This window comes from Vibrio sp. TRT 21S02, assembly GCF_050113675.1.
Classification (GTDB): Bacteria; Pseudomonadota; Gammaproteobacteria; order Enterobacterales; family Vibrionaceae; genus Vibrio.
Window position 1 is genome coordinate 42,322 of sequence record NZ_JBNJOI010000014.1, and the last position, 17,889, is coordinate 60,210.

19 protein-coding genes and 1 tRNA gene are annotated in these 17,889 nt (G+C 43.9%); 6 read left to right on the top strand and 14 right to left on the bottom strand.

What is annotated here, in order from left to right:
- The first annotated feature begins 46 nt into the window (after positions 1-46).
- Positions 47-895: an AraC family transcriptional regulator gene (locus ACQEXU_RS16675; RefSeq protein ID WP_427011667.1), complete on the top strand. Its 849-nt coding sequence runs from the start codon at positions 47-49 to the stop codon at positions 893-895.
- Between the two features lie 87 nt (positions 896-982).
- Here the strand turns inward: ACQEXU_RS16675 and ACQEXU_RS16680 are convergent.
- The 3 genes from ACQEXU_RS16680 to ACQEXU_RS16690 form a co-directional block, all read right to left on the bottom strand.
- Positions 983-1,059 (bottom strand) — tRNA-Pro (locus tag ACQEXU_RS16680).
- A 63-nt stretch (positions 1,060-1,122) separates the two neighbouring features.
- Positions 1,123-2,919: a DUF3413 domain-containing protein gene (locus ACQEXU_RS16685; protein WP_427011668.1), complete on the bottom strand. Its 1,797-nt coding sequence runs from the start codon at positions 2,917-2,919 to the stop codon at positions 1,123-1,125.
- Between the two features lie 27 nt (positions 2,920-2,946).
- Positions 2,947-3,171: a YejL family protein gene (locus ACQEXU_RS16690; protein WP_367986981.1), complete on the bottom strand. Its 225-nt coding sequence runs from the start codon at positions 3,169-3,171 to the stop codon at positions 2,947-2,949.
- A gap of 85 nt (positions 3,172-3,256) precedes the next feature.
- Here ACQEXU_RS16690 and yejK point away from each other — a divergent pair, with 85 nt between their 5' ends.
- Entirely contained in the window at positions 3,257-4,258 is a 1,002-nt protein-coding gene (gene yejK / locus ACQEXU_RS16695) for a nucleoid-associated protein YejK (protein WP_367986980.1), read from the top strand.
- Positions 4,259-4,376: 118 nt separating this feature from the next.
- Positions 4,377-5,615 carry an Hpt domain-containing protein gene (locus ACQEXU_RS16700; protein WP_427011669.1) on the top strand — a complete coding sequence of 413 codons (1,239 nt, stop codon included), beginning with the start codon at positions 4,377-4,379 and terminating at the stop codon, positions 5,613-5,615.
- Between the two features lie 90 nt (positions 5,616-5,705).
- Here the strand turns inward: ACQEXU_RS16700 and xni are convergent, their stop codons facing one another.
- The 5 genes from xni to queF form a co-directional block, all read right to left on the bottom strand.
- On the bottom strand, positions 5,706-6,488 hold the full coding sequence (xni, locus tag ACQEXU_RS16705) for a flap endonuclease Xni (protein ID WP_427011670.1): 783 nt from the start codon (positions 6,486-6,488) through the stop codon (positions 5,706-5,708).
- A 62-nt stretch (positions 6,489-6,550) separates the two neighbouring features.
- Positions 6,551-7,915, bottom strand: a complete 1,365-nt coding sequence (gene ppnN / locus ACQEXU_RS16710; RefSeq protein ID WP_427011671.1) for a nucleotide 5'-monophosphate nucleosidase PpnN — start codon at positions 7,913-7,915, stop codon at positions 6,551-6,553.
- 159 nt (positions 7,916-8,074) lie between these two features.
- Positions 8,075-9,640, bottom strand: coding sequence for a GGDEF domain-containing protein (locus ACQEXU_RS16715; RefSeq protein ID WP_427011672.1), 1,566 nt, complete (start codon positions 9,638-9,640; stop codon positions 8,075-8,077).
- Positions 9,641-9,751: 111 nt separating this feature from the next.
- Positions 9,752-12,022, bottom strand: a complete 2,271-nt coding sequence (locus ACQEXU_RS16720; protein WP_367986974.1) for a tetratricopeptide repeat protein — start codon at positions 12,020-12,022, stop codon at positions 9,752-9,754.
- Positions 12,023-12,032: 10 nt separating this feature from the next.
- Positions 12,033-12,878, bottom strand: a complete 846-nt coding sequence (gene queF / locus ACQEXU_RS16725) for an NADPH-dependent 7-cyano-7-deazaguanine reductase QueF (protein WP_427011673.1) — start codon at positions 12,876-12,878, stop codon at positions 12,033-12,035.
- Positions 12,879-12,986: 108 nt separating this feature from the next.
- On the opposite strand from queF, the gene syd reads away from it, so the two are divergent.
- Both syd and ACQEXU_RS16735 read left to right on the top strand, forming a co-directional pair.
- Positions 12,987-13,532, top strand: a complete 546-nt coding sequence (syd, locus tag ACQEXU_RS16730) for a SecY-interacting protein (RefSeq protein WP_427011674.1) — start codon at positions 12,987-12,989, stop codon at positions 13,530-13,532.
- A gap of 4 nt (positions 13,533-13,536) precedes the next feature.
- Positions 13,537-14,313: a Zn-ribbon-containing protein gene (locus ACQEXU_RS16735; RefSeq protein WP_367986971.1), complete on the top strand. Its 777-nt coding sequence runs from the start codon at positions 13,537-13,539 to the stop codon at positions 14,311-14,313.
- Between the two features lie 39 nt (positions 14,314-14,352).
- Here ACQEXU_RS16735 and ACQEXU_RS16740 read toward each other — a convergent pair whose 3' ends face one another.
- From ACQEXU_RS16740 to ACQEXU_RS16755, 4 genes are read right to left on the bottom strand one after another with little or no spacing between them, the layout of a single operon-like run.
- Entirely contained in the window at positions 14,353-14,535 is a 183-nt protein-coding gene (locus tag ACQEXU_RS16740) for a DUF2897 family protein (RefSeq protein ID WP_427011675.1), read from the bottom strand.
- Positions 14,532-15,218, bottom strand: a complete 687-nt coding sequence (locus ACQEXU_RS16745; protein ID WP_427011703.1) for a M15 family metallopeptidase — start codon at positions 15,216-15,218, stop codon at positions 14,532-14,534. Before ACQEXU_RS16745 ends, ACQEXU_RS16740 begins: the two co-directional genes overlap by 4 nt.
- Positions 15,218-16,351, bottom strand: a complete 1,134-nt coding sequence (dapE, locus tag ACQEXU_RS16750; RefSeq protein WP_427011676.1) for a succinyl-diaminopimelate desuccinylase — start codon at positions 16,349-16,351, stop codon at positions 15,218-15,220. The genes ACQEXU_RS16745 and dapE overlap by 1 nt, the downstream gene beginning before the upstream one ends.
- A gap of 16 nt (positions 16,352-16,367) precedes the next feature.
- The gene (locus tag ACQEXU_RS16755) at positions 16,368-16,715 is read right to left on the bottom strand and encodes an ArsC family reductase (RefSeq protein WP_367986968.1); all 348 of its coding nucleotides are present in this window, start codon (positions 16,713-16,715) and stop codon (positions 16,368-16,370) included.
- 199 nt (positions 16,716-16,914) lie between these two features.
- On the opposite strand from ACQEXU_RS16755, the gene ACQEXU_RS16760 reads away from it, so the two are divergent.
- On the top strand, positions 16,915-17,202 hold the full coding sequence (locus tag ACQEXU_RS16760; protein ID WP_367986967.1) for a winged helix-turn-helix domain-containing protein: 288 nt from the start codon (positions 16,915-16,917) through the stop codon (positions 17,200-17,202).
- A 1-nt stretch (position 17,203) separates the two neighbouring features.
- Here the strand turns inward: ACQEXU_RS16760 and ACQEXU_RS16765 are convergent, their stop codons facing one another.
- Both ACQEXU_RS16765 and ACQEXU_RS16770 read right to left on the bottom strand, forming a co-directional pair.
- Complete coding sequence (locus ACQEXU_RS16765; RefSeq protein ID WP_427011677.1) at positions 17,204-17,554, bottom strand: DUF4156 domain-containing protein; 351 nt, start codon at positions 17,552-17,554, stop codon at positions 17,204-17,206.
- Entirely contained in the window at positions 17,535-17,876 is a 342-nt protein-coding gene (locus ACQEXU_RS16770) for a DUF2956 domain-containing protein (RefSeq protein ID WP_427011678.1), read from the bottom strand. Before ACQEXU_RS16770 ends, ACQEXU_RS16765 begins: the two co-directional genes overlap by 20 nt.
- Between the last annotated feature and the right edge of the window lie 13 nt (positions 17,877-17,889).

Sequence of the window (17,889 nt, forward strand, 5' to 3'; positions counted from 1 at the left end):
ATGATAATCTCTAATTAATACATTGATCGTACAGGGTGTGGTGCTGATGGAAGTCATGAGTGATATCTTGCGAGCAATTCGCGTTGCTGGCAGTGTGTATTTTTGTAGTCAAGTAGAGGCGCCTTGGCGCAAAGAGTTTCATGGCTTGGAGCATGCAAGTTTTCACATGATTCGAAAAGGAGCCTGCTGGGCAAGAGTCGGTGATGATGTCGAACGGTTAAAAACTGGAGATTTAATTTTTCTCGGGCCAGGTCAAGATCATGTCTTGTCGAGTTTGTCGCCCGTAGACGGTGAGAATCATGAAGAACCGACTCTGTTACTATGTGGCTCATTCAGCTTTACTCGTACGGCAACAACCCCTCTTTTAGATGTCTTTCCGCGTGTAACAATCGTACACAGTAAGGATTTAGCACAGCATGTATGGTTGAGAAGTACGTTTGATCAGTTAAGTGCGGAATATATGGCACAGGGACCGGGCTCAGAGCTTATTGTTAACAAGCTGACCGAAATTATTCTGATTGAGCTCATCCGAATTAATTTTGGTCGAGAGAAAGCAAGTCCGTTTCTGGAAGCTCTGACAGATAGGCGCATTTCACATGCATTGCGATTACTGCATGATCGGCCCGATAAAAACTGGACACTAGAGATAATTGCAAATCAAGTAGGTATGTCACGAGCGGCATTTGCAAATCGCTTTGCTGCATTGGTTGGACGGCCAATGTTTCAATATTTGACCAACCTTAGAATGCAAAAAGCGGAAGAGCTATTGCGAGAGTCGTTGTTATCAATCGACCAAGTTGCGGAGCAGGTTGGCTATGAGTCAGAGCGAGCATTTACGTTAACGTTTAAGAAGCATGCAGGAACCACTCCTAAACGTTTTAAAGCCGAACAATAACAATTGAAAACAAAAAGGAATTTAGGCGATGAAAACTAAGGTATAGAAAGACAAAAAGAGAGCCAAAGCTCTCTTTTCTAGGTGTAATGGTCGGACTGACTGGATTTGAACCAGCGACCCCCGACACCCCATGACGGTGCGCTACCAAGCTGCGCTACAGTCCGATGAAGACTAATCTAAACAACAAACCCGTAATGGTCAATATTGAATTGACCTAATGCACTGATTTAATTGCTTTTCGCATAAAATCTCTGCAGTTCAGTCAAACCTTGCATTAATACTGGCAGCGTCGGGTTCTCATCTTTTAAGCGTTTGTATTGGCTGTCGTACAGTTTGTAGTTACCAAACTTATCAATCACAGTCGTGTCTTTATTGGTGATCAGAGCCAGTTCACGAGAATCACCTGCCAAGATCCATTTGCGACTGCGTTCATCAAATAGGTTGCGTCCGCTACTAAAGTCATTCGGGTTTGAAGAGACGCCCAACAAATCTTGCAACAAGGTGACAGAAAAATCTAAGTGACTTGTACGGTGGCTGTAAGTCGCGGCAACTTTTCCTGGCCAATGGATAATCATCGGTACTTGTAGTTGATAGCGACTGTAGTTGGTATTTGAGCCCCAGCTGTTTGTCTTCGTTTCATTGAATTCAGTACCGTGATTAGAGGTAATGATGATCACGGTGTTTTCGCTTAATTCAAGCTGAGCGATTTTATCGAATAAGACTTCGAGCTCTTTATCTGCACTTTGTGCAGAGGCTTGATAACCAGCGATAAGCTTATCGGTAGTAGACCCTGTTCCTTTGGCATACTGGCTAAAGTTATCAAGCGTTGTTAGCTCAATAAAACCAAACCACGGTTTGTTGGCGTCTTGAGCCCATTCCGCCCATGCTTCAATCGCTTGCTCGTCTGGTGTTTGTACATCAGTGAATGCAATACCAGTAAACTTCATACCGCGGAACACGGTTTCTGCATAGAGACTTTCTTCAAAGTTGTCGCCACTAAACAAACCAAACTGATAGTCTTGTTTTTCTAAGGTATCAATTAACACTGGCTTAGATGCTTGCGCTTTGATGCTACTCGCGTAGCTGCTTGGCAGGCCGTAGAAGAGTCCAAACGCGCCAAAACTGTCGTTACTAGAGCTGTAATGGTTAACGAAGTTTTGATTATTGTTAGCGAAGCCAAAAGTGTTTGGCATCGTTTCTTCAGTTAGAGAATCCGCACGTAGGTTATTCACACTGACCACTAAAACATTGAGTGGGTTTGCACGACGGTCAAACTCAATCTTTTCGAGAGGGTAGCTGACTAAATCAACGTTACTTTCACTTTCTTGTAGGCGCTTGAGATATTCATCGCGATCAAGTAAACCATGACGCTCCATAAACGATTTGGCAGTCATCGGATAAGAAAGTGGGAAGTTAGCTTTTTGCGCCGTGATTGGATTGTAAAAGTACGCATCGGCCCAAACGTAAATCAGATGGCTGGTAATAAAGCTAACAAAGAAAATAGCAGCGATAGGACGGCCAACGTGCTTGTGTGAAAGTTTGCGTTGTTTGCGCCATACCCATTCGGATAGCGCGAGCTGCAATAAGAAGATCAGCGGAAGTACGACAAATAGGTGCTGAAGATCGGCACTTACCGTGCTGGTTTCATCATTGAATAATACTTCCCATACCACAGGTGTTAAGTGCAGATTTATGGTTTGATAAGCTTGAGTGTCAATGAGTAATAGGGTTAAACCAACGGTGGCAAAACATACCGCCACCAAGCGAAAGAGCTTGCGTGACGGTATTAAGAAGGTAAGCGGGAACAGAACTAACAGGTAAAGTGCAAAAACCAGAAACCCAAAATGCCCGACCCAAGATAGCGCGAGATAAAACTGTCCAAGCAGCATTTCAGGCCAAGGTGATTGCGTGATATAACGGGTACCGATCAGCATCGCTGCGATAATATTAAAGAAGGCAAACCAGTGCCCCCAACCAACTAAACGGGATACGCGTTCTCCGTATGTGTTTCCGTTATCTACCATGTATTGTTCTGTTATCCGGTTTTAAATTTAGTGGATGTTTTCTTCGATAGAAGAAATCAAAGCCTGTGCAAATTTTTCAGCAATCGCCTTGCGTTGAGAGGCCGCTACGTTTTGGTTTAAAACGTTGGTAGCGATATTACCTGCGATCATCAGCGAAAGATCTGGACCTGCGCCATGCTTTTCAAGAACGGCTGCAATTTCAGTCAGGATCGACTCAACTTTTTCGTCGCTGTATTTAGATGTAATCGGCATAAAGACTCTAATGATGATAGTAAAGCGGCCTATGATAACCTACAATGCCTGACAACTGAAACCTAGAACGACGATAATTTTCATCATGAGCCTTCACTTATCAAACGTTATTCTTCATCAGCTTCGCAAAAATGATTCAGACGAGTTGATGGTTAACTTCCGTGCGGAATCTTTAAGCAATGATACGTCAACTGAAAATCTAGTTGCTGAGCTGCATCGCGTTTTCAACTCAAAGGCTGGTAAAGGCTTTGGTTCTTTCCAGTCTGACAGCGATTTTCAAAACTGGTTGCAAGAACTTCGCCAAGGCAATCAAGATTTTTATGGTTTCTCACAAATGAGCGCTAATCGCTTGAAAGATGAGTTATCTAAATATCCCTTTGCAGACGAAGGTATTTTGGTTTTTGCTGAATATCAGGCATTAGCCACTGATTACTTGTTTGTGGGCATTATTCCTTCAAACCAAAGCCTTAAAGTCACTGAAGGACTTGAAATTAGTGCGACTGATTACTTGGATTTGAGCAAGATGGATATTGCTGCTCGTATTGACCTGTCCAGTTACGAGAATGATAAAGAGTCAAACCGCTATCTTACCTACATTAAAGGGAGAGTTGGCCGTAAAGTTGCAGACTTTTTCCTCGATTTTCTTCAGGCAGAAGTGGGTTTGGATACCAAACAACAAAACCAAGTATTGATGCAAGCAGTTGAAGATTTTTGCTCTGATGCGAAATTAGAAAAATCAGAAGTTAATGAGTATAAGAAGCAAGTGTTTGACTACTGTAATGAACAGATCAAATCTGGAGAAGAAGTTCAGGTGAGAGAGTTGTCTGGAGAGTTACCTCCATCACAAGATGGCACGAGCTTTTTAGACTACACACAAGAGCAAGGGTACGAGTTAGAAGAGAGTTTTCCGGGAGACCGCTCTACCGTGAGAAAACTGACTAAGTTCGTTGGTGCTGGTGGTGGACTAACCATTAATTTCGATAGCCTCCTTCTGGGAGAACGAGTGTTTTACGACCCTGAAACTGATACGTTAACCATTAAAGGAACGCCACCAAACCTTCGTGATCAGCTAACGCGAAATCGCTAATTGTATCCGCATTATCTTTGCAGGGTTTGAAGTGTAACGGCAGTTTTAACGTTTCGACCCTGCATATCCTCAATTTTCATTATATGCTTGTATCAGATGGATTTATCGCAGGTACATAATGGAATCAAAATATCTAAAGCTCAGTTGGTTTGTCTTGCTTATCTGGGTTACCAGTATGAGCATTCTGGGTGCATTGTATTACTCTAATGCGTCAGCGATGCGTTCAGTCGAAGAGTTGGGCAATAGTATTGCTGACTTTCGTTCATCCATGGCATTTGATACCCCTTATCGATCAAGTTCCGCAGATGATCATGAATTACAGCTTCAGTTAATTTATGCGCTGCGCCTTCAAATCGAAAGTGAATACGAAACTAAGTTCCTAGCCCCTGATGTTAATCAGCTAATCTACACCACAGATCGTTTTCTTGAGCAGGCGCGCGCCTTTGTTGCCAATGATCTTGCTCTCGTAGAGCTGACGGACGAGGTGAAATTTGTCAGGAAAAAGTACCGCGATGATCCACAACTGCAGCGCGTGTACTTACAATTAAGTGCCTCTGTTTTTGAAGCCATGTTTAGCTCTGTGAAATCTAGTCCGGAAGTCTATCGAGCTTTGGATAGTTTGTTTAATCTTTCACAGACATTACCAGAGTTAGAGAGAAAAGATTTACAACAATTACTTGCGAAAACGTCATCTGTTTTAGGTGGTTTTGCACAAGGGAAATATTTGACAGAGAAGCTAGTGACACACTCTATCCATAAAGAGATGGCGCAGCTCGAAGAAAAATATCACGCGATTCTAGCGCGTTTCCTACTTGCATCATTAGCCGTGAGTCTATTTTGCTTACTCTTACAACTCATTATTAATTACCGTCCCAATGTGTTCACTCAACTGCATACAAGAGCGACATTGAATGAGCCGTCGGAAGTAGAGGTTAAGGTTTATGAACACAAGGATGTGAACAAACAGGAACCGGCAATTGTTACCGCTTTAGAACCTAAGCTTGCTGTTGGAAGACAAATCGATTTTAGCAAGATGTTGGAGTCACTCAATGGTGACACCGATTCAGTTCGCATGTTGTTAGATGTGTTTGTGCAAGACCACAAGTCTGATGTCAGTGATATTGAGATCTTATTGGAGAAAGATCGAGGTTCAGCGGTACGCAAAGCGCATAGTTTAAAAGGCGTGGGTGGTAGTTTAGGCGCCCATCAGTTACGCGATGTTGCTTGTCGACTTGAAAAAGCAATTGAAGATGAGTCTGAGAGCGTTTCTTTATTAATCGCTGAACTTGAAGGTTATTTAAATAAAGCGATTGAAGAAGCAGAACATTTTCTGAACTCGGAAAAAGAAAAAGTTTAATTGATTGATATATAAGTAACTTTTATAGATATGACGAGTTTATAATCTTCAGGAAAAGCACTATAAACGCCTCAATACGTATACAGTACTTTAATCTTGAATATTTGCACCGGTATAACGTAAATCTTGTAAGTTGAAACCCAGTTCAATATCCGTTTTTAATGCGGACACCTGCTTACATTTTTGCGCTAATGCAAAATGCTCATCAAATTTCTTACGATACTTAGCCGCAAGTGATGTTGATTCGTTCGCTTGTTCAATGGTATCGAATTGATTCAGTATTTCTTTAGCCGCTTTTGGCCCGACTCCGGGTATGCCAGGTACTTGGCTTGAGCTTACTCCCGTTAAGCCCCAGAAATCAGCGAGTTGTTCTGGCTTAACACCAAATTCTTTTTCGATAAAAGGTTTATCAAGCCAACGATGCTGAAAGTAATCGCGAATTTGTAGTGTGGGAGAAAGAAGCTGACAATACCCTTTATCAGTTGAAATGATGGTTACCTTCTCATTATGACTGGCGACCTTAGCGGCTAATGTTGCAACCAAGTCATCGGCTTCATCCCCATCAGAAAGTAGAGAGTCGATCCCCAATGCCCACCACGCATCTTGAATTGATTCTAAACCGTTAAGTAACGGCTCTGGCATCGGTTTTCGGTTTTGTTTGTACTCAGGTAGGATTTCAACTCGCCAACCTCGATCTTGAAGGTGGTGATCAAAGACAGCGACGATATGGGTCGGCTTGGCTTCTTTAATGATTTTTTTCAGTGTGCGAGAGGTGGTTTCAATCGTACGGGCTATGTTGTTTGGATCTGGTTGAACAGCGTGAACTCGACGAATGAGGTTGAGGGCATCAATAATGACCAGATGTAAAGACATAGTGATAAAAAATAAGGGCTGAATAGCCCTTATTGTAATGAATCAGTAGTAGATTGCTACTGCTAATCGGTGTTGGCGATTTTATAGCACGGCTCGTATTCACTGCCACCTGGAAGCTTCATACGATGTTGTTCAACAAAGTCTTTTAATAGCTTATCCATTTTCTTCATCAAGGTAGCGTCGCCATCTAAAATGAAAGGCCCTTTACGCTCAATTTCTCGAATACCTTCGGCTTTAACATTACCAGCAACAATGCCCGAGAAGGCTTGACGCAATGCAGCGGCAAGATTTTCTGGGCGTTGATTCATATGTAAATCGAGGCTTGCCATGTTGTCGTGGGTTGGGTCAAATGGCAACTGGAATTCTGGTTCAATTTTGAGGGACCAGTTGAAGCTGTAGGCATCACCACTGTCTTTACGGTGTTGGCGAACTTCACTCATGCCCTGCTTCATTATTTGAGCGACTCGGGCGGGGTCATCGACCACAATTTCATAATGTTTTTGAGCATCTTCCCCTAATGTATCGCCAATAAAACGATCGATTGAACGGAAATACTCTTCACTTTCTTTTGGCCCTGTTAAGACGATAGGCAGAGGCTGCTCTGCGTTGTCTGGATGCATCATGATGCCAAGAATGTACAACAGTTCTTCCGCTGTCCCTGGGCCCCCCGGGAAAATCACAATACCGTGGGCCATGCGCACAAAGGCCTCAAGGCGCTTCTCAATATCAGGCATGATCACCAGTTCGTTGACAATTGGGTTTGGTGGCTCAGCGGCAATAATTGATGGTTCGGTTAAACCTAAATAGCGCTGCTCATCATAGCGTTGCTTCGCATGGCCAATTGCAGCCCCCTTCATCGGTCCTTCCATCGCACCAGGGCCACATCCCGTACAGATATTGAGTTCACGTAAACCAAGCTCGTGGCCGACTTCGCGTGTGTATTGATATTCAATGGGGTTGATTGAGTGTCCTCCCCAGCAAACCACCAAATTAGGCTCGATACCGGGAGTAAGCGCGCCAGCATTACGCAAAATACCAAAGACAAGGTTGGTGATATGGATAGCATTGGTGAGATTCAGACGCTGGTTGTCAGCTAAATGCATGTTGACATAAACGATGTCACGTAACACAGAAAACAGGTGTTCCTGAATGCCTTTGATGATTTGACTATCGACAAACGCATGTTCTGGAGGGTTGCTTAATTCAAGCTTGATCCCCCGTTCACGGCGTACCACGTTAACGTCAAAAGATTTATATTTATCAAGAAGTTCTTTTGAGTTGTCGGTATGGCTACCGGAATTCAAGACAGCTAATGTACAGTTTCGGTACAGTTGGTACAGATCACTGGAAGCCGTTTTTTTAAGGCGCTCAACTTCTAGTTGAGAAAGCAAATCCATGCTACCGGCAGGACTGATATGAGTGATCATAAAGACCTCCTTATCGAGAGGAAACAAACGAATTAGAAACCGAATAAATTGGTTTCGGTAAAATTAAGATTAGCAGAGATAACGTGGTTAGAAAACTTAACTGTTTGAATTTATTGCATCAATCATATTGTGGGGCGATTGATGCAATAAGAAAAGTCACTATTTCCAGATGAGTTGACTTGGGCCAATCCGTTTGGCTTCACAGAGGCCGAGGTTAAGCCGCTCAAGAATTTCTTCAGGCGTGTCTGACTCCTTAAAGGCAGTGCTTGCGGCCGATAGAGTGATCGTCAGGTGCTGATCGCGGAATTTAAACGGTAATTTTGAGACTTGGCGTTGAATGCGCTGTATAGCGTTGAAGCTTTCTTTATCAGCTTGTTCTGGCAGCAGAATAATAAACTCTTCTCCTGAGAACCTTGCTAATGTATCGCTGTCGCGCAGCTCTTTATGAATAGTTCGAGCAATGATTTTTAGGGCTTTATCACCAGCAGTATAGCCAAAGCTGTTGTTGATCTTTTTAAATCCATCGATATCGAGTAAGACAACACGAAGGTTATGTTGAGAGCGTATCCATCGACGGTATTCCAGTTCTAGACGATCACCAAAGGCGCTGCGGTTATAGACTTTGGTTAGTGGGTCAAGCAACATTCTTTGTGCCTGATCTTCAAGCCGACGGCGATAATCCTGGGTCACTTCATATAACGCTTCCAGCTGATTTTTGCTGTACGCCATTCTTTCAATCAGTGCATGCTCGCGTTGCTCAGCATGATGAAGACGCTCTGCTAAAGAAGAAAGCTGTTCCAATATAGGATGAAGATTGTGTTGCAGAGTGTTGAGTGTTTCCGATTGTTTAACGGTGTGCTGTGTATCGCCAATCAGTGCTTGTAGCTCCTGATTCATTTCCTGACGATGAGAGAAATAGCTTTGGCTTTGATCGACGGTTTGTTCTGAGGCTTTGAGGTTAGAGCATAAGGAAGTATTAATCTGCTCTAGAAACTGTTCTGAAGCTTTACGTTCGTAGTTTGTGCCATCAATCACCAGCTTCAGAGTTTGCAGAGTCAGCTCTAGTAGCATTTTAGTACTGACACCAAGCAAAAGCTTCGCGCGTATATCAATTAATAAATCACCAGACTCTCCTTCAAAATCCAGCTCAGTGATCAAATGCTGTAGCTCTTCTGAAAGGCGGAGCATCAATTCCCGATCAGCGTTGTCGCTAATTTCGCTTAATGAGGTATCTGGATTTGCCGTGATAATTTTTATGGCACGCTCATAAATGGCCAGCAGTTTTAAGGCTTGTTCTGTCTTCGGCTGCTCAATACCGCCGGAATAGCTGAGTAAATCTCTAAGATCACGTTTGATCTTGGCGGGTAGGCCCGTTACACGAAGTAAGGTCTCTCCGCTGTGCTTGATTTGGGAATCAAGGTGGAGCGTCTGTTTTTCCATGGCCAAAGTCTGTTGTTTTAAGAGACGTTCGAGCACCGCAAGTTTGGGTACCAGTGAACTGACATCAGTTTGTTGTTCTATTGATTGACGTAGATCCACTAAGCCTTGTGTCAGCTTTGGGTTGTCACTGGAACATGCCGTGCTCAGAGAAGCGACAATACGCCTCAATACTTCTTGCTCTCGCTTAAACTTGAACGAGGTGTCTCTTTGTGTCAAACGAACCTGCTCTAACTGAGACTTAAGGTTGTGTAGTTGAGACTGGATATCTGTTTCGAGAACGCCCATGAAACCTAAACTTTACGACTAACGGATCCGTGTCGATCTTATTTATTAATCTGTTGATAATATCAAATAAAATAACTACGTCACTGCCTACAACACTCGTTTGATGAGCTTTTATTCATCTTTTAGTAGTTTTTTGATGCTCTCCTCATTCTTATAGGAGGAATGCACCTTGATCAGCCCTTGATTGATCGAGTGTTTACAAGCCTTGCGTATGTTACCAGTAGCAAGACTCGCGGCGGGCGCGTTTTCTATTGCTTTGAGATAAACCCACTGACTTGAGTGCTCTTTCATACTCAATGTTCGCGCGGCACCTGTCGACATAAGTAGAATATCAACTAGTTCCTTATCATTAATGGCTGTGTAGGCGCGAGGTAGGAATGGATAATCAGCCATACCGATACGAACAATTCTATTGAGTGAGCGTTTTGGTGCAAACTCTAAAATCCATTGCTGAATCTTGTTACAGATGACTTCTGGATCGGTATTGCCGTCTGCATTGGGTTCTACGTAAAGCAAGTTTGCATCCGAGAAGTGATAAATTCTCGCAGGTGCTTCTACACGCTCGTTAAGGTAATCACCAAATGCTTTCTCTAATTTTAACCCTTCGGCATAGCCAAATTGCAGATACATGTTGCGTAAGAAAGGTACGTCTATCATAACAAAGCGCAATCGGTCATTGAGAGGTTCATGGATCAATTCACCGACGTGCCACTTTTCAAACTTATGACTACTTTGTTCCAATGAAGCTGGCAGCTTTGCATTGAGCATACGTAGGTTTCGCAGTCCGGAACGAGAATGGGTAAACAGGTCTTCATTTAGAATCGCGATTTCGTCTTTTTGTACCCGCATTACATGGCCACGTCTCAGTACCCACATAAATAAAACGGCACAGAACAGGAAGAGAGCAAAGGAGATTTGTTGGAATTTTTGGAATTCACTTTGCGTCTGGGCAAGTTGTTCTTTCTGGCCAACTAAGTGCAGCGTTTGTTCTACAAATTCTTTTTGTTGCCGGAATGCATCTTCACTGATCAAGTCGAGTTGTCTTTTCTCGATATTGGTTAGTGCATTGAACTTTTTGAGGTAAGTTAAGGAGCGATCGTATTTACCACTGAGCTCATAGCCTAAGTACAGCAATTGATATGCATCTTTTTGTTTGGATATATCATCGACTTGTTGCGCAATGGCTAAGGCTTGGCGTGCTTTATCTGTCACTAATTCAGGTTTTTTTTGATGATAAGCGAGGCCACTTTCCAACAATAAAGCTTGTGATTTTAAGGAAGGAATATCAGTAAATTCAAGCAAGTCTTGTGCTCGAACGAGGTACTGTTCAGCCAACGGATAGTTGACCAATTGCAAATAGGTCGCAGCTAATGCAAGGCGAAGCTCAATGACACTTTCTAAGTTTTGCTGAATACGCTCGTGGTCGATAGCGTTAAAATAATGGACCAGTGCTAAATTAAATTTACCCTGATGGTAATAAGTGTCTCCCATCATTTTTAAAATGGTAGGTAGAACAGGGGAGTGCTCATAGTTATCGTAAAAGTCGGCTGCCTGAGAAAGGTGATCGTTGGCTTTATCAAGGACTCTGCGCTCATAAAACAACTGACCAAGTAGCTGGTTAACTTTTGCTAATTCACGGCTAGCATTTTCTTCGATCGCTTTCCAGTAAGCGATTAATAGCTCAAACAACGCACGGTTGTAGCGTTTATTGATGAGATAGTGTTTGCCGACTTGGGTATGGTAATCGATCAGGCGTGTTGCGGAGTCTGATTGGGTCAAATAACCTTTAAGCGACGAATAGAGCTGATTCGCCAAAGCGAGGTCGCCATCTCTTGAAGCCACTTCTGCCTTGAACATGGTTAAGTCATAACGAAGGCCCTTAGCCAGTTGCTCAGGATTTCGGATGTTTTGATATGCTTGTTCTAGTTCATCGATGGCGACATTGGCTTTGAATGCGTCATGATCATTGAGCCAGCGAAGCCGAATTTTAAGCAATTGAACATCAAGGCTTAAGTAGGGGAGCTGGTATTTTTGGGTTAGTTGTTCTGCCTCTTGAATTCTGAGTAATGCGTTTCTTGTATTGCCTAAGTTAAATTCTGCTTGGGCAAGAATTTTTAATGCATCGATGGTGCTACCGGGAGTGCGAAGGCGGCTGTCGGTTTCGTCTCGAGAAATCGAAGAAGGACTTTTCTCTCCGCGTGCGGAAAGTCTGCGCTGAGTTAGGTAAGTGGTTGTGAGCAATTTGGCTTGATTGGGTACGATTTCAACTAGGTTATCGGCTTCCGTCAACATTTGAGATGAGTAGATGTTGGCCGCCGTAGCAGAGGTTGAAAGTAGTCCAAAAAGCAAACAGAGCCAAAGCTCCCAGCGCAGAATTCGCATTCTTATTTCCTTATTGACGAGCCATGCGTTGATTGTGTTCCGGTTTCACTTGTTCAGTCGAACGGTAAGGGTTGATGTCCAAACCACCTCGACGCGTGTAGCGAGCGTAAACCGTTAAGCTTTCAGGCTGGCAATATTGCATGATATCCGTAAAGATTCGCTCAACGCATTGTTCATGGAATTCATTATGTTCACGGAAAGAAACAATGTACCGTAACAAAGCTTCTCGGTCGATTTTTTTACCGCAGTATTGAATTTCGACACTTCCCCAATCTGGTTGATTGGTAATCAGACAGTTTGATTTTAAAAGGTGGCTATGAAGTGACTCGGTCACTTTTTCATCACTTGTTGAGCATTCAAGTAAGCTTGCATCGAATTCGTAACCTGTAATGGTGATGTCTTGTTGATCGATACATTCCCCTTGCATTGTAACAATTGGCGTATTGCTGTAATCAGTTACTGGCTTCACTAGTACTTCTACGGTTTCACCTGCGCAGTGGGATAAATCTTTGGTTAAGGTGGCTTGAACCTCTTCCCACGTAGTGAAACGAGTTTGGTTAAAGCTGTTGAGATAGAGTTTAAATGACTTTGATTCAATCAAATTTGCGCTAGTAGCAGGGATCGCGACTTCCCCTATTGCCACTTGAGGTAAGCCATTAGAGTTGAGCCAAGATAGCTCATACAGCGTCCAGATATCACAACCTTTGAAAGGTAGCGTTTCATTTAGGTTGAGGTCGTTCCGATTTAGGCTACGCGGTACAGGTTGCAGTAGGCTAGGGTCGTATTGATTTGCGTATTCAGTCTTTTGACCCAGCGTTAGGCCAGCAAGTTCTTTAGCGTCAGAATATTTGCTCATTTTTTATCGCGAATTGGATTAGAATACCGAGAATTTTACGCAATCCCATTCAGGCTGTCATTAACTCTTGCCTGAGTGTGTCCGGACAAATCACAGTTGGAGTGTCGAATGACGCAGCAAGCGATCCAAGCCCTTACCGAATTCAGTCAAAAATTCACAGAAGCGTATCAGAAAACTCATGCGTCGCTACCCGTGAGTGAAGAATTGGCTGATCTTATCTCACCTTGCATTGAAAACAAGCGAGATGAAGGCGTGGAGTGGCAAGCATACGCAAGAGAGCAGCAAGCGGATTTCACTAATGTTGAAAAGGGTATTGAGCTAACCTTGCACGAAGACATTAAAGCGTTCTACGGCTGCCAATATAGTGCCGATATGAACGCGACTTGGCAGGGGAATGAGTTAACCTTATTACAGGTATGGAATGACGACGACTTTGTTCGTTTGCAAGAGAATATACTTGGCCACTTGGTCACTCAGCGTCGCCTTAAACTCAAACCGACGGTCTTTATTGCCGCGACAGATGCGGAGCTCGATGTTATTTCCATCTGTAATATCACAGGAAATGTTGTGCTTGAACGATTAGGCACCGATAAACGTGACGTATTAGCTGAAACACTGGCTGACTTTTTAACCAAATTAGAGCCAGTGGTGTAATTGGATGTTTGTTGTTGAGCTACAGTTTGAGTGTTTTGATAACACTACCGTATCTGCAGTTGATAAAGCCATCAATGGTTTGATGGATGCGTTGCGCTATAACGGACAAGTTCTGGGACGTGAATTTCCGGTAGTTATGGGGGATGGGGAGTTTTTTGTTCGTGTGGTTTGCCCAGAGCAAGACAGCTTGCACCCACGTTATCACTCCGATTTTGTTAAAGTTTGTCTTAACCGCTTAGCGGATGCGAGTTTATTGGCGCCAAAGGTCCGGTTACTTGGGCGTGACTTAAACTCCGAGCAAGCTGCGGAAGAAGAAACGCCAAGCTGGCAAGTCCTCTATACCACCTATGTTCATACCTGTTCACCACTGCGTAGTGGTGAATCGTTACTACCGATACCGCTTTATCGCAATGCACCGACACTCAATGGTGATCACAAAGCGGTGATCAAGTGGCAAACGGAATGGCAAGCGTGTGATGAGTTACAAATGGCGGGGGCGTGTCGTGCTGAACATGCTGCATTACACGAGATTTGCGATACCGAGAGTGTGCTGTTTCGTCGAGGCTGGGATTTACGGGGCCGCATTGAATACATTACGAAGATCCCGACGTACTACTATCAATACCGAGTTGGGGGACAGGACTTAGCGACGGAAAAAGCACGTAAGTGCCCTAAGTGTGGTGGAGAGTGGTTACTAGACGCACCACTGCATGATATTTTCCACTTTAAGTGCGACGATTGTCGCATAGTATCGAATATTTCTTGGGACCACCTTAAATAGCCGTTGTATGCAGGGCTAGATTGTAAAACGGACAAGCTGTTACGGCTTGTCCGTTTTTTGTTGTTCTGTACTTTCACTCTCTTCGGTTGAAGACGAGGTTTGATCTGGCTTTTTGAGTGGAAATTTCATTTTCGCAGTGTATTTGAGCGCGGCGATATTACCGATTAAGACGCTTAATACAATCACAATAATGACCCAAGGATTCGTCAGCAGTTCAATCATTCTGACTCCGGATAGTGAATGTTAGTAATGTAGTGATTGTAGATCGATTCCAGTCGATCCAACACACTTTGCTGACCGCAAATGGGAGATTGGATCAATTCGTCACGTAGCATTGCTAACGAAAAACGTTCCATGGCTTGCTGCGATACGGATTGGTGGCTGATATGCCAAGGTTCTGGTGCAACCCCTCCAAGATCGTTTGCGTAAGGAAAAAAGAAACCAAACTGATTCAGGTTTTCCTGTAACCATTGATAGAACTTACTTTGATGTCCGGATAGGTATTCCCATGGCTCTAATTTTAACTGGGTATTTTGTGGTAAGGCATCGCGATCAAATACATCAAACTCACAACCCCAATGATGTCGGCTGGCCCCCGGAAGCGCAGACCAGCGTAAAATCGCCATGATTTTTTGCTCTTCAGTGAGGGCGCTTTGATCAAGCGGTTGGCTATTGCTGTCAAGTATGGCTGTGTTACCAGCCATCTTATTGTTCCAAATTGCTCTTTGCCGCTCAAAATCGCGAAAGCCGCTGGCAATATTAAGGTTAAAACCTGCGCTTACAGCAGCCGTTCGGAGCGCAAGTAGATCTTGCTCAACATCACGATGTATCAGAAATACTTTTTGACCGAATAGTACTTCGGTGAGGTGTGAGGTGGTTTTTCCGGTGAGCTGCTGTGGGGTCATCACGCGAGTAAATTCTCCAACGTTTTTTCGTACATGTCTGCCAGCTTTTCAATATCTGCAATACTGACGCACTCATTGACTTTATGGATGGTGGCATTCACAGGGCCTAATTCCACTACTTGTGAACCCATTTGAGCGATAAAGCGACCATCAGACGTACCGCCAGTGGTTAAAAGATCCGGCTCTTTGTGGTTCACATCGGCGACGGCTTTCACCACGGCATCCAATAGCGCCCCTGTGTCGGTTAAGAAAGGCTGACCACTTAGCGTCCAATGTAAATCGTAGTCTAGGCCATGAGCATCTAACGTGGAGTGGACGCGTCGTTTAATCTCTTGATCTGTTAATTCAGTACTGAAACGGAAATTAAATTGAACGTCAAACTCACCAGGGATCACATTGGAAGCGCCCGTACCGGAATGCAAGTTTGGGATCTGAAAGCTAGTCGGTGGGAAGTAATCGTTGCCATCGTCCCATTTAGTTGCAGCAAGCTCTGCGAGCGCAGGCAGTGCTTGGTGCACAGGATTGTTCGCTAGATGCGGATAAGCAACATGGCCTTGGGTACCTTTCACGCGTAAGTCACCGGTAATAGAGCCACGACGACCATTTTTTATTACATCTCCAACAGCTAGAGTACTCGACGGTTCACCGACAATACACATATCGATGATTTCCTTACGTGCCATCAAGGTATCGACGACGCGAGTGGTGCCATTGATGAACGGACCTTCTTCATCCGATGTGATAAGAAAGGCAATTGAGCCTTTATGTTCTGGGTTATTGGCAATAAAGCGCTCAACGGCCACCACCATACTGGCTAATGAGCCTTTCATATCCGCGGCACCACGGCCATGTAAGTGGCCGTCGATAACTGTCGGTTCAAATGGTGGGGTATGCCATTGCTCGAGTGGGCCAGCCGGCACGACATCGGTGTGCCCAGCAAAAGCAAATAAAGGTGCTTCGGTACCACGACGAGCCCAGAAGTTGGTGGTGTCTTCAAACACCATCACCTCAATTTCAAAACCAAGCGCTTTCAAACGATTGATCATGACTTCCTGACAACCGGCATCTTCCGGTGTTACTGACTGTCGGCTAATAAGGTCTTTTGCGAGAGCCAGTACGGGGCTATCTGTCATCCTTGAATTCCTTCCTTTAAGAGAAAATGGTTGAATATTGGTCAGCTTTAAAGCCGATGTGGTACTGGTTTTCGACCAGTAAGATAGGGCGTTTGATCATTGCAGGTTGTTCTACCAGCAAGTCGATAGCAGTTGTTTCGTTGAGGTTGTCTTTTTGTTCCTGAGTCAGCTGACGGAATGTTGTTCCACGCTTGTTAAGCACATTTTCCCAGCCTAACGCTTGGCAAAATGCTTCCACCATTGTTTTGTCGATACCTTGTTTGCGGTAATCGTGAAAATTGTACGCAATGCTTTCTGCTTCCAACCACTTTTTCGCTTTTTTTATTGTGTCGCAGTTCGGGATGCCGAACATAGTGATAGTCATAGGTAACCTTTTGAAGTGACTTTTTATTATTTCAGCATCCTATCAGGAAGCCGAAGCAGAGACAAAAGTGTGACGAGATTATTTTGTTTCGAGAAAAAAATCCCTACAACGAGTGCTGGAATGGAGAGTTATTGATCAAACGCAACAAACTTGGCCGCAAAACAGAAATAATGATTTTAGAATTTTTTAGGAGGTATCAATGGAATTGAGTCCTGTTTTTGCAAGGCGTTTGTATTTGGCGATGTTAGTTGAAAGCCTTGAAAGACCTAATGTGCCCAAGTTGATCGAAAAAACGGGTTGGCCACGTCGTACAATTCAAGACGTCATCAAAGCGCTCCCTGGGATCGGTATCGAGTTAATGTTTGTTCAAGACGGTCGTCGTCATAATGATGGTTATTATCAGCTATCAGACTGGGGACCATTTGACAGTCAGTGGGTATTTGAAAGGGAGGCCGACATCGCAGCCAGCCTAGGTTTCCACGCTTAGTCTAGCCACCGTTGTGGCAGTGATAGGCGCTGCCCAATACGGTAAACGACGTAACAAAATCTTGTGGGGCAATCATATACACCGTATCTGCCCCAAGTTTTGCCGCATTGTTCTTTAGATTATTGATCGCCCCTTCTATCATTACATCATTGGTAAAGAACAGATAGCTGTACCAATGTCCTTCACTGCCCGTTACTTCCCCGAGCCACTGACATTGATTCGCATCAAAGCCGGAGTCCATTCGTACATGAACTTGCTCAGCATTTGGTGTCAGCTGATTTGTAGGTGAGGTACAGCCTGCTAACACAAGCAGTGCGGTGAGTGCTGCTACGTTACGAAGTTTGAAAGACATAGATGATAAATCCTATCCAACTGATACCGAGCAGTGCCCAAGGCAGCATGTTTGATGAAGTTTGAGTTTCAACCAACACCTCTCTTTCTAACTCGGTATCCGCTTCCGTGACTTTCAATTTGGCTTTTTGCTGTTTCTTTTTCGCCTTGTCTGCTTGGCGTGCTCGCTCTTTTTGTTGCTTTTTATATATCGCAATGCCTTTTTCAATGCCTTGCGCGATCAGCTTTGTCTGTTCTTTTGTTTGGCCGGGCTTTTGAGTCGCTTTGGCGATCTTCATGGCTTCTTGTTGAGTTTGTTCTGATGGTACGTTTTTGTTTTTCATACGGAAGTCAGCT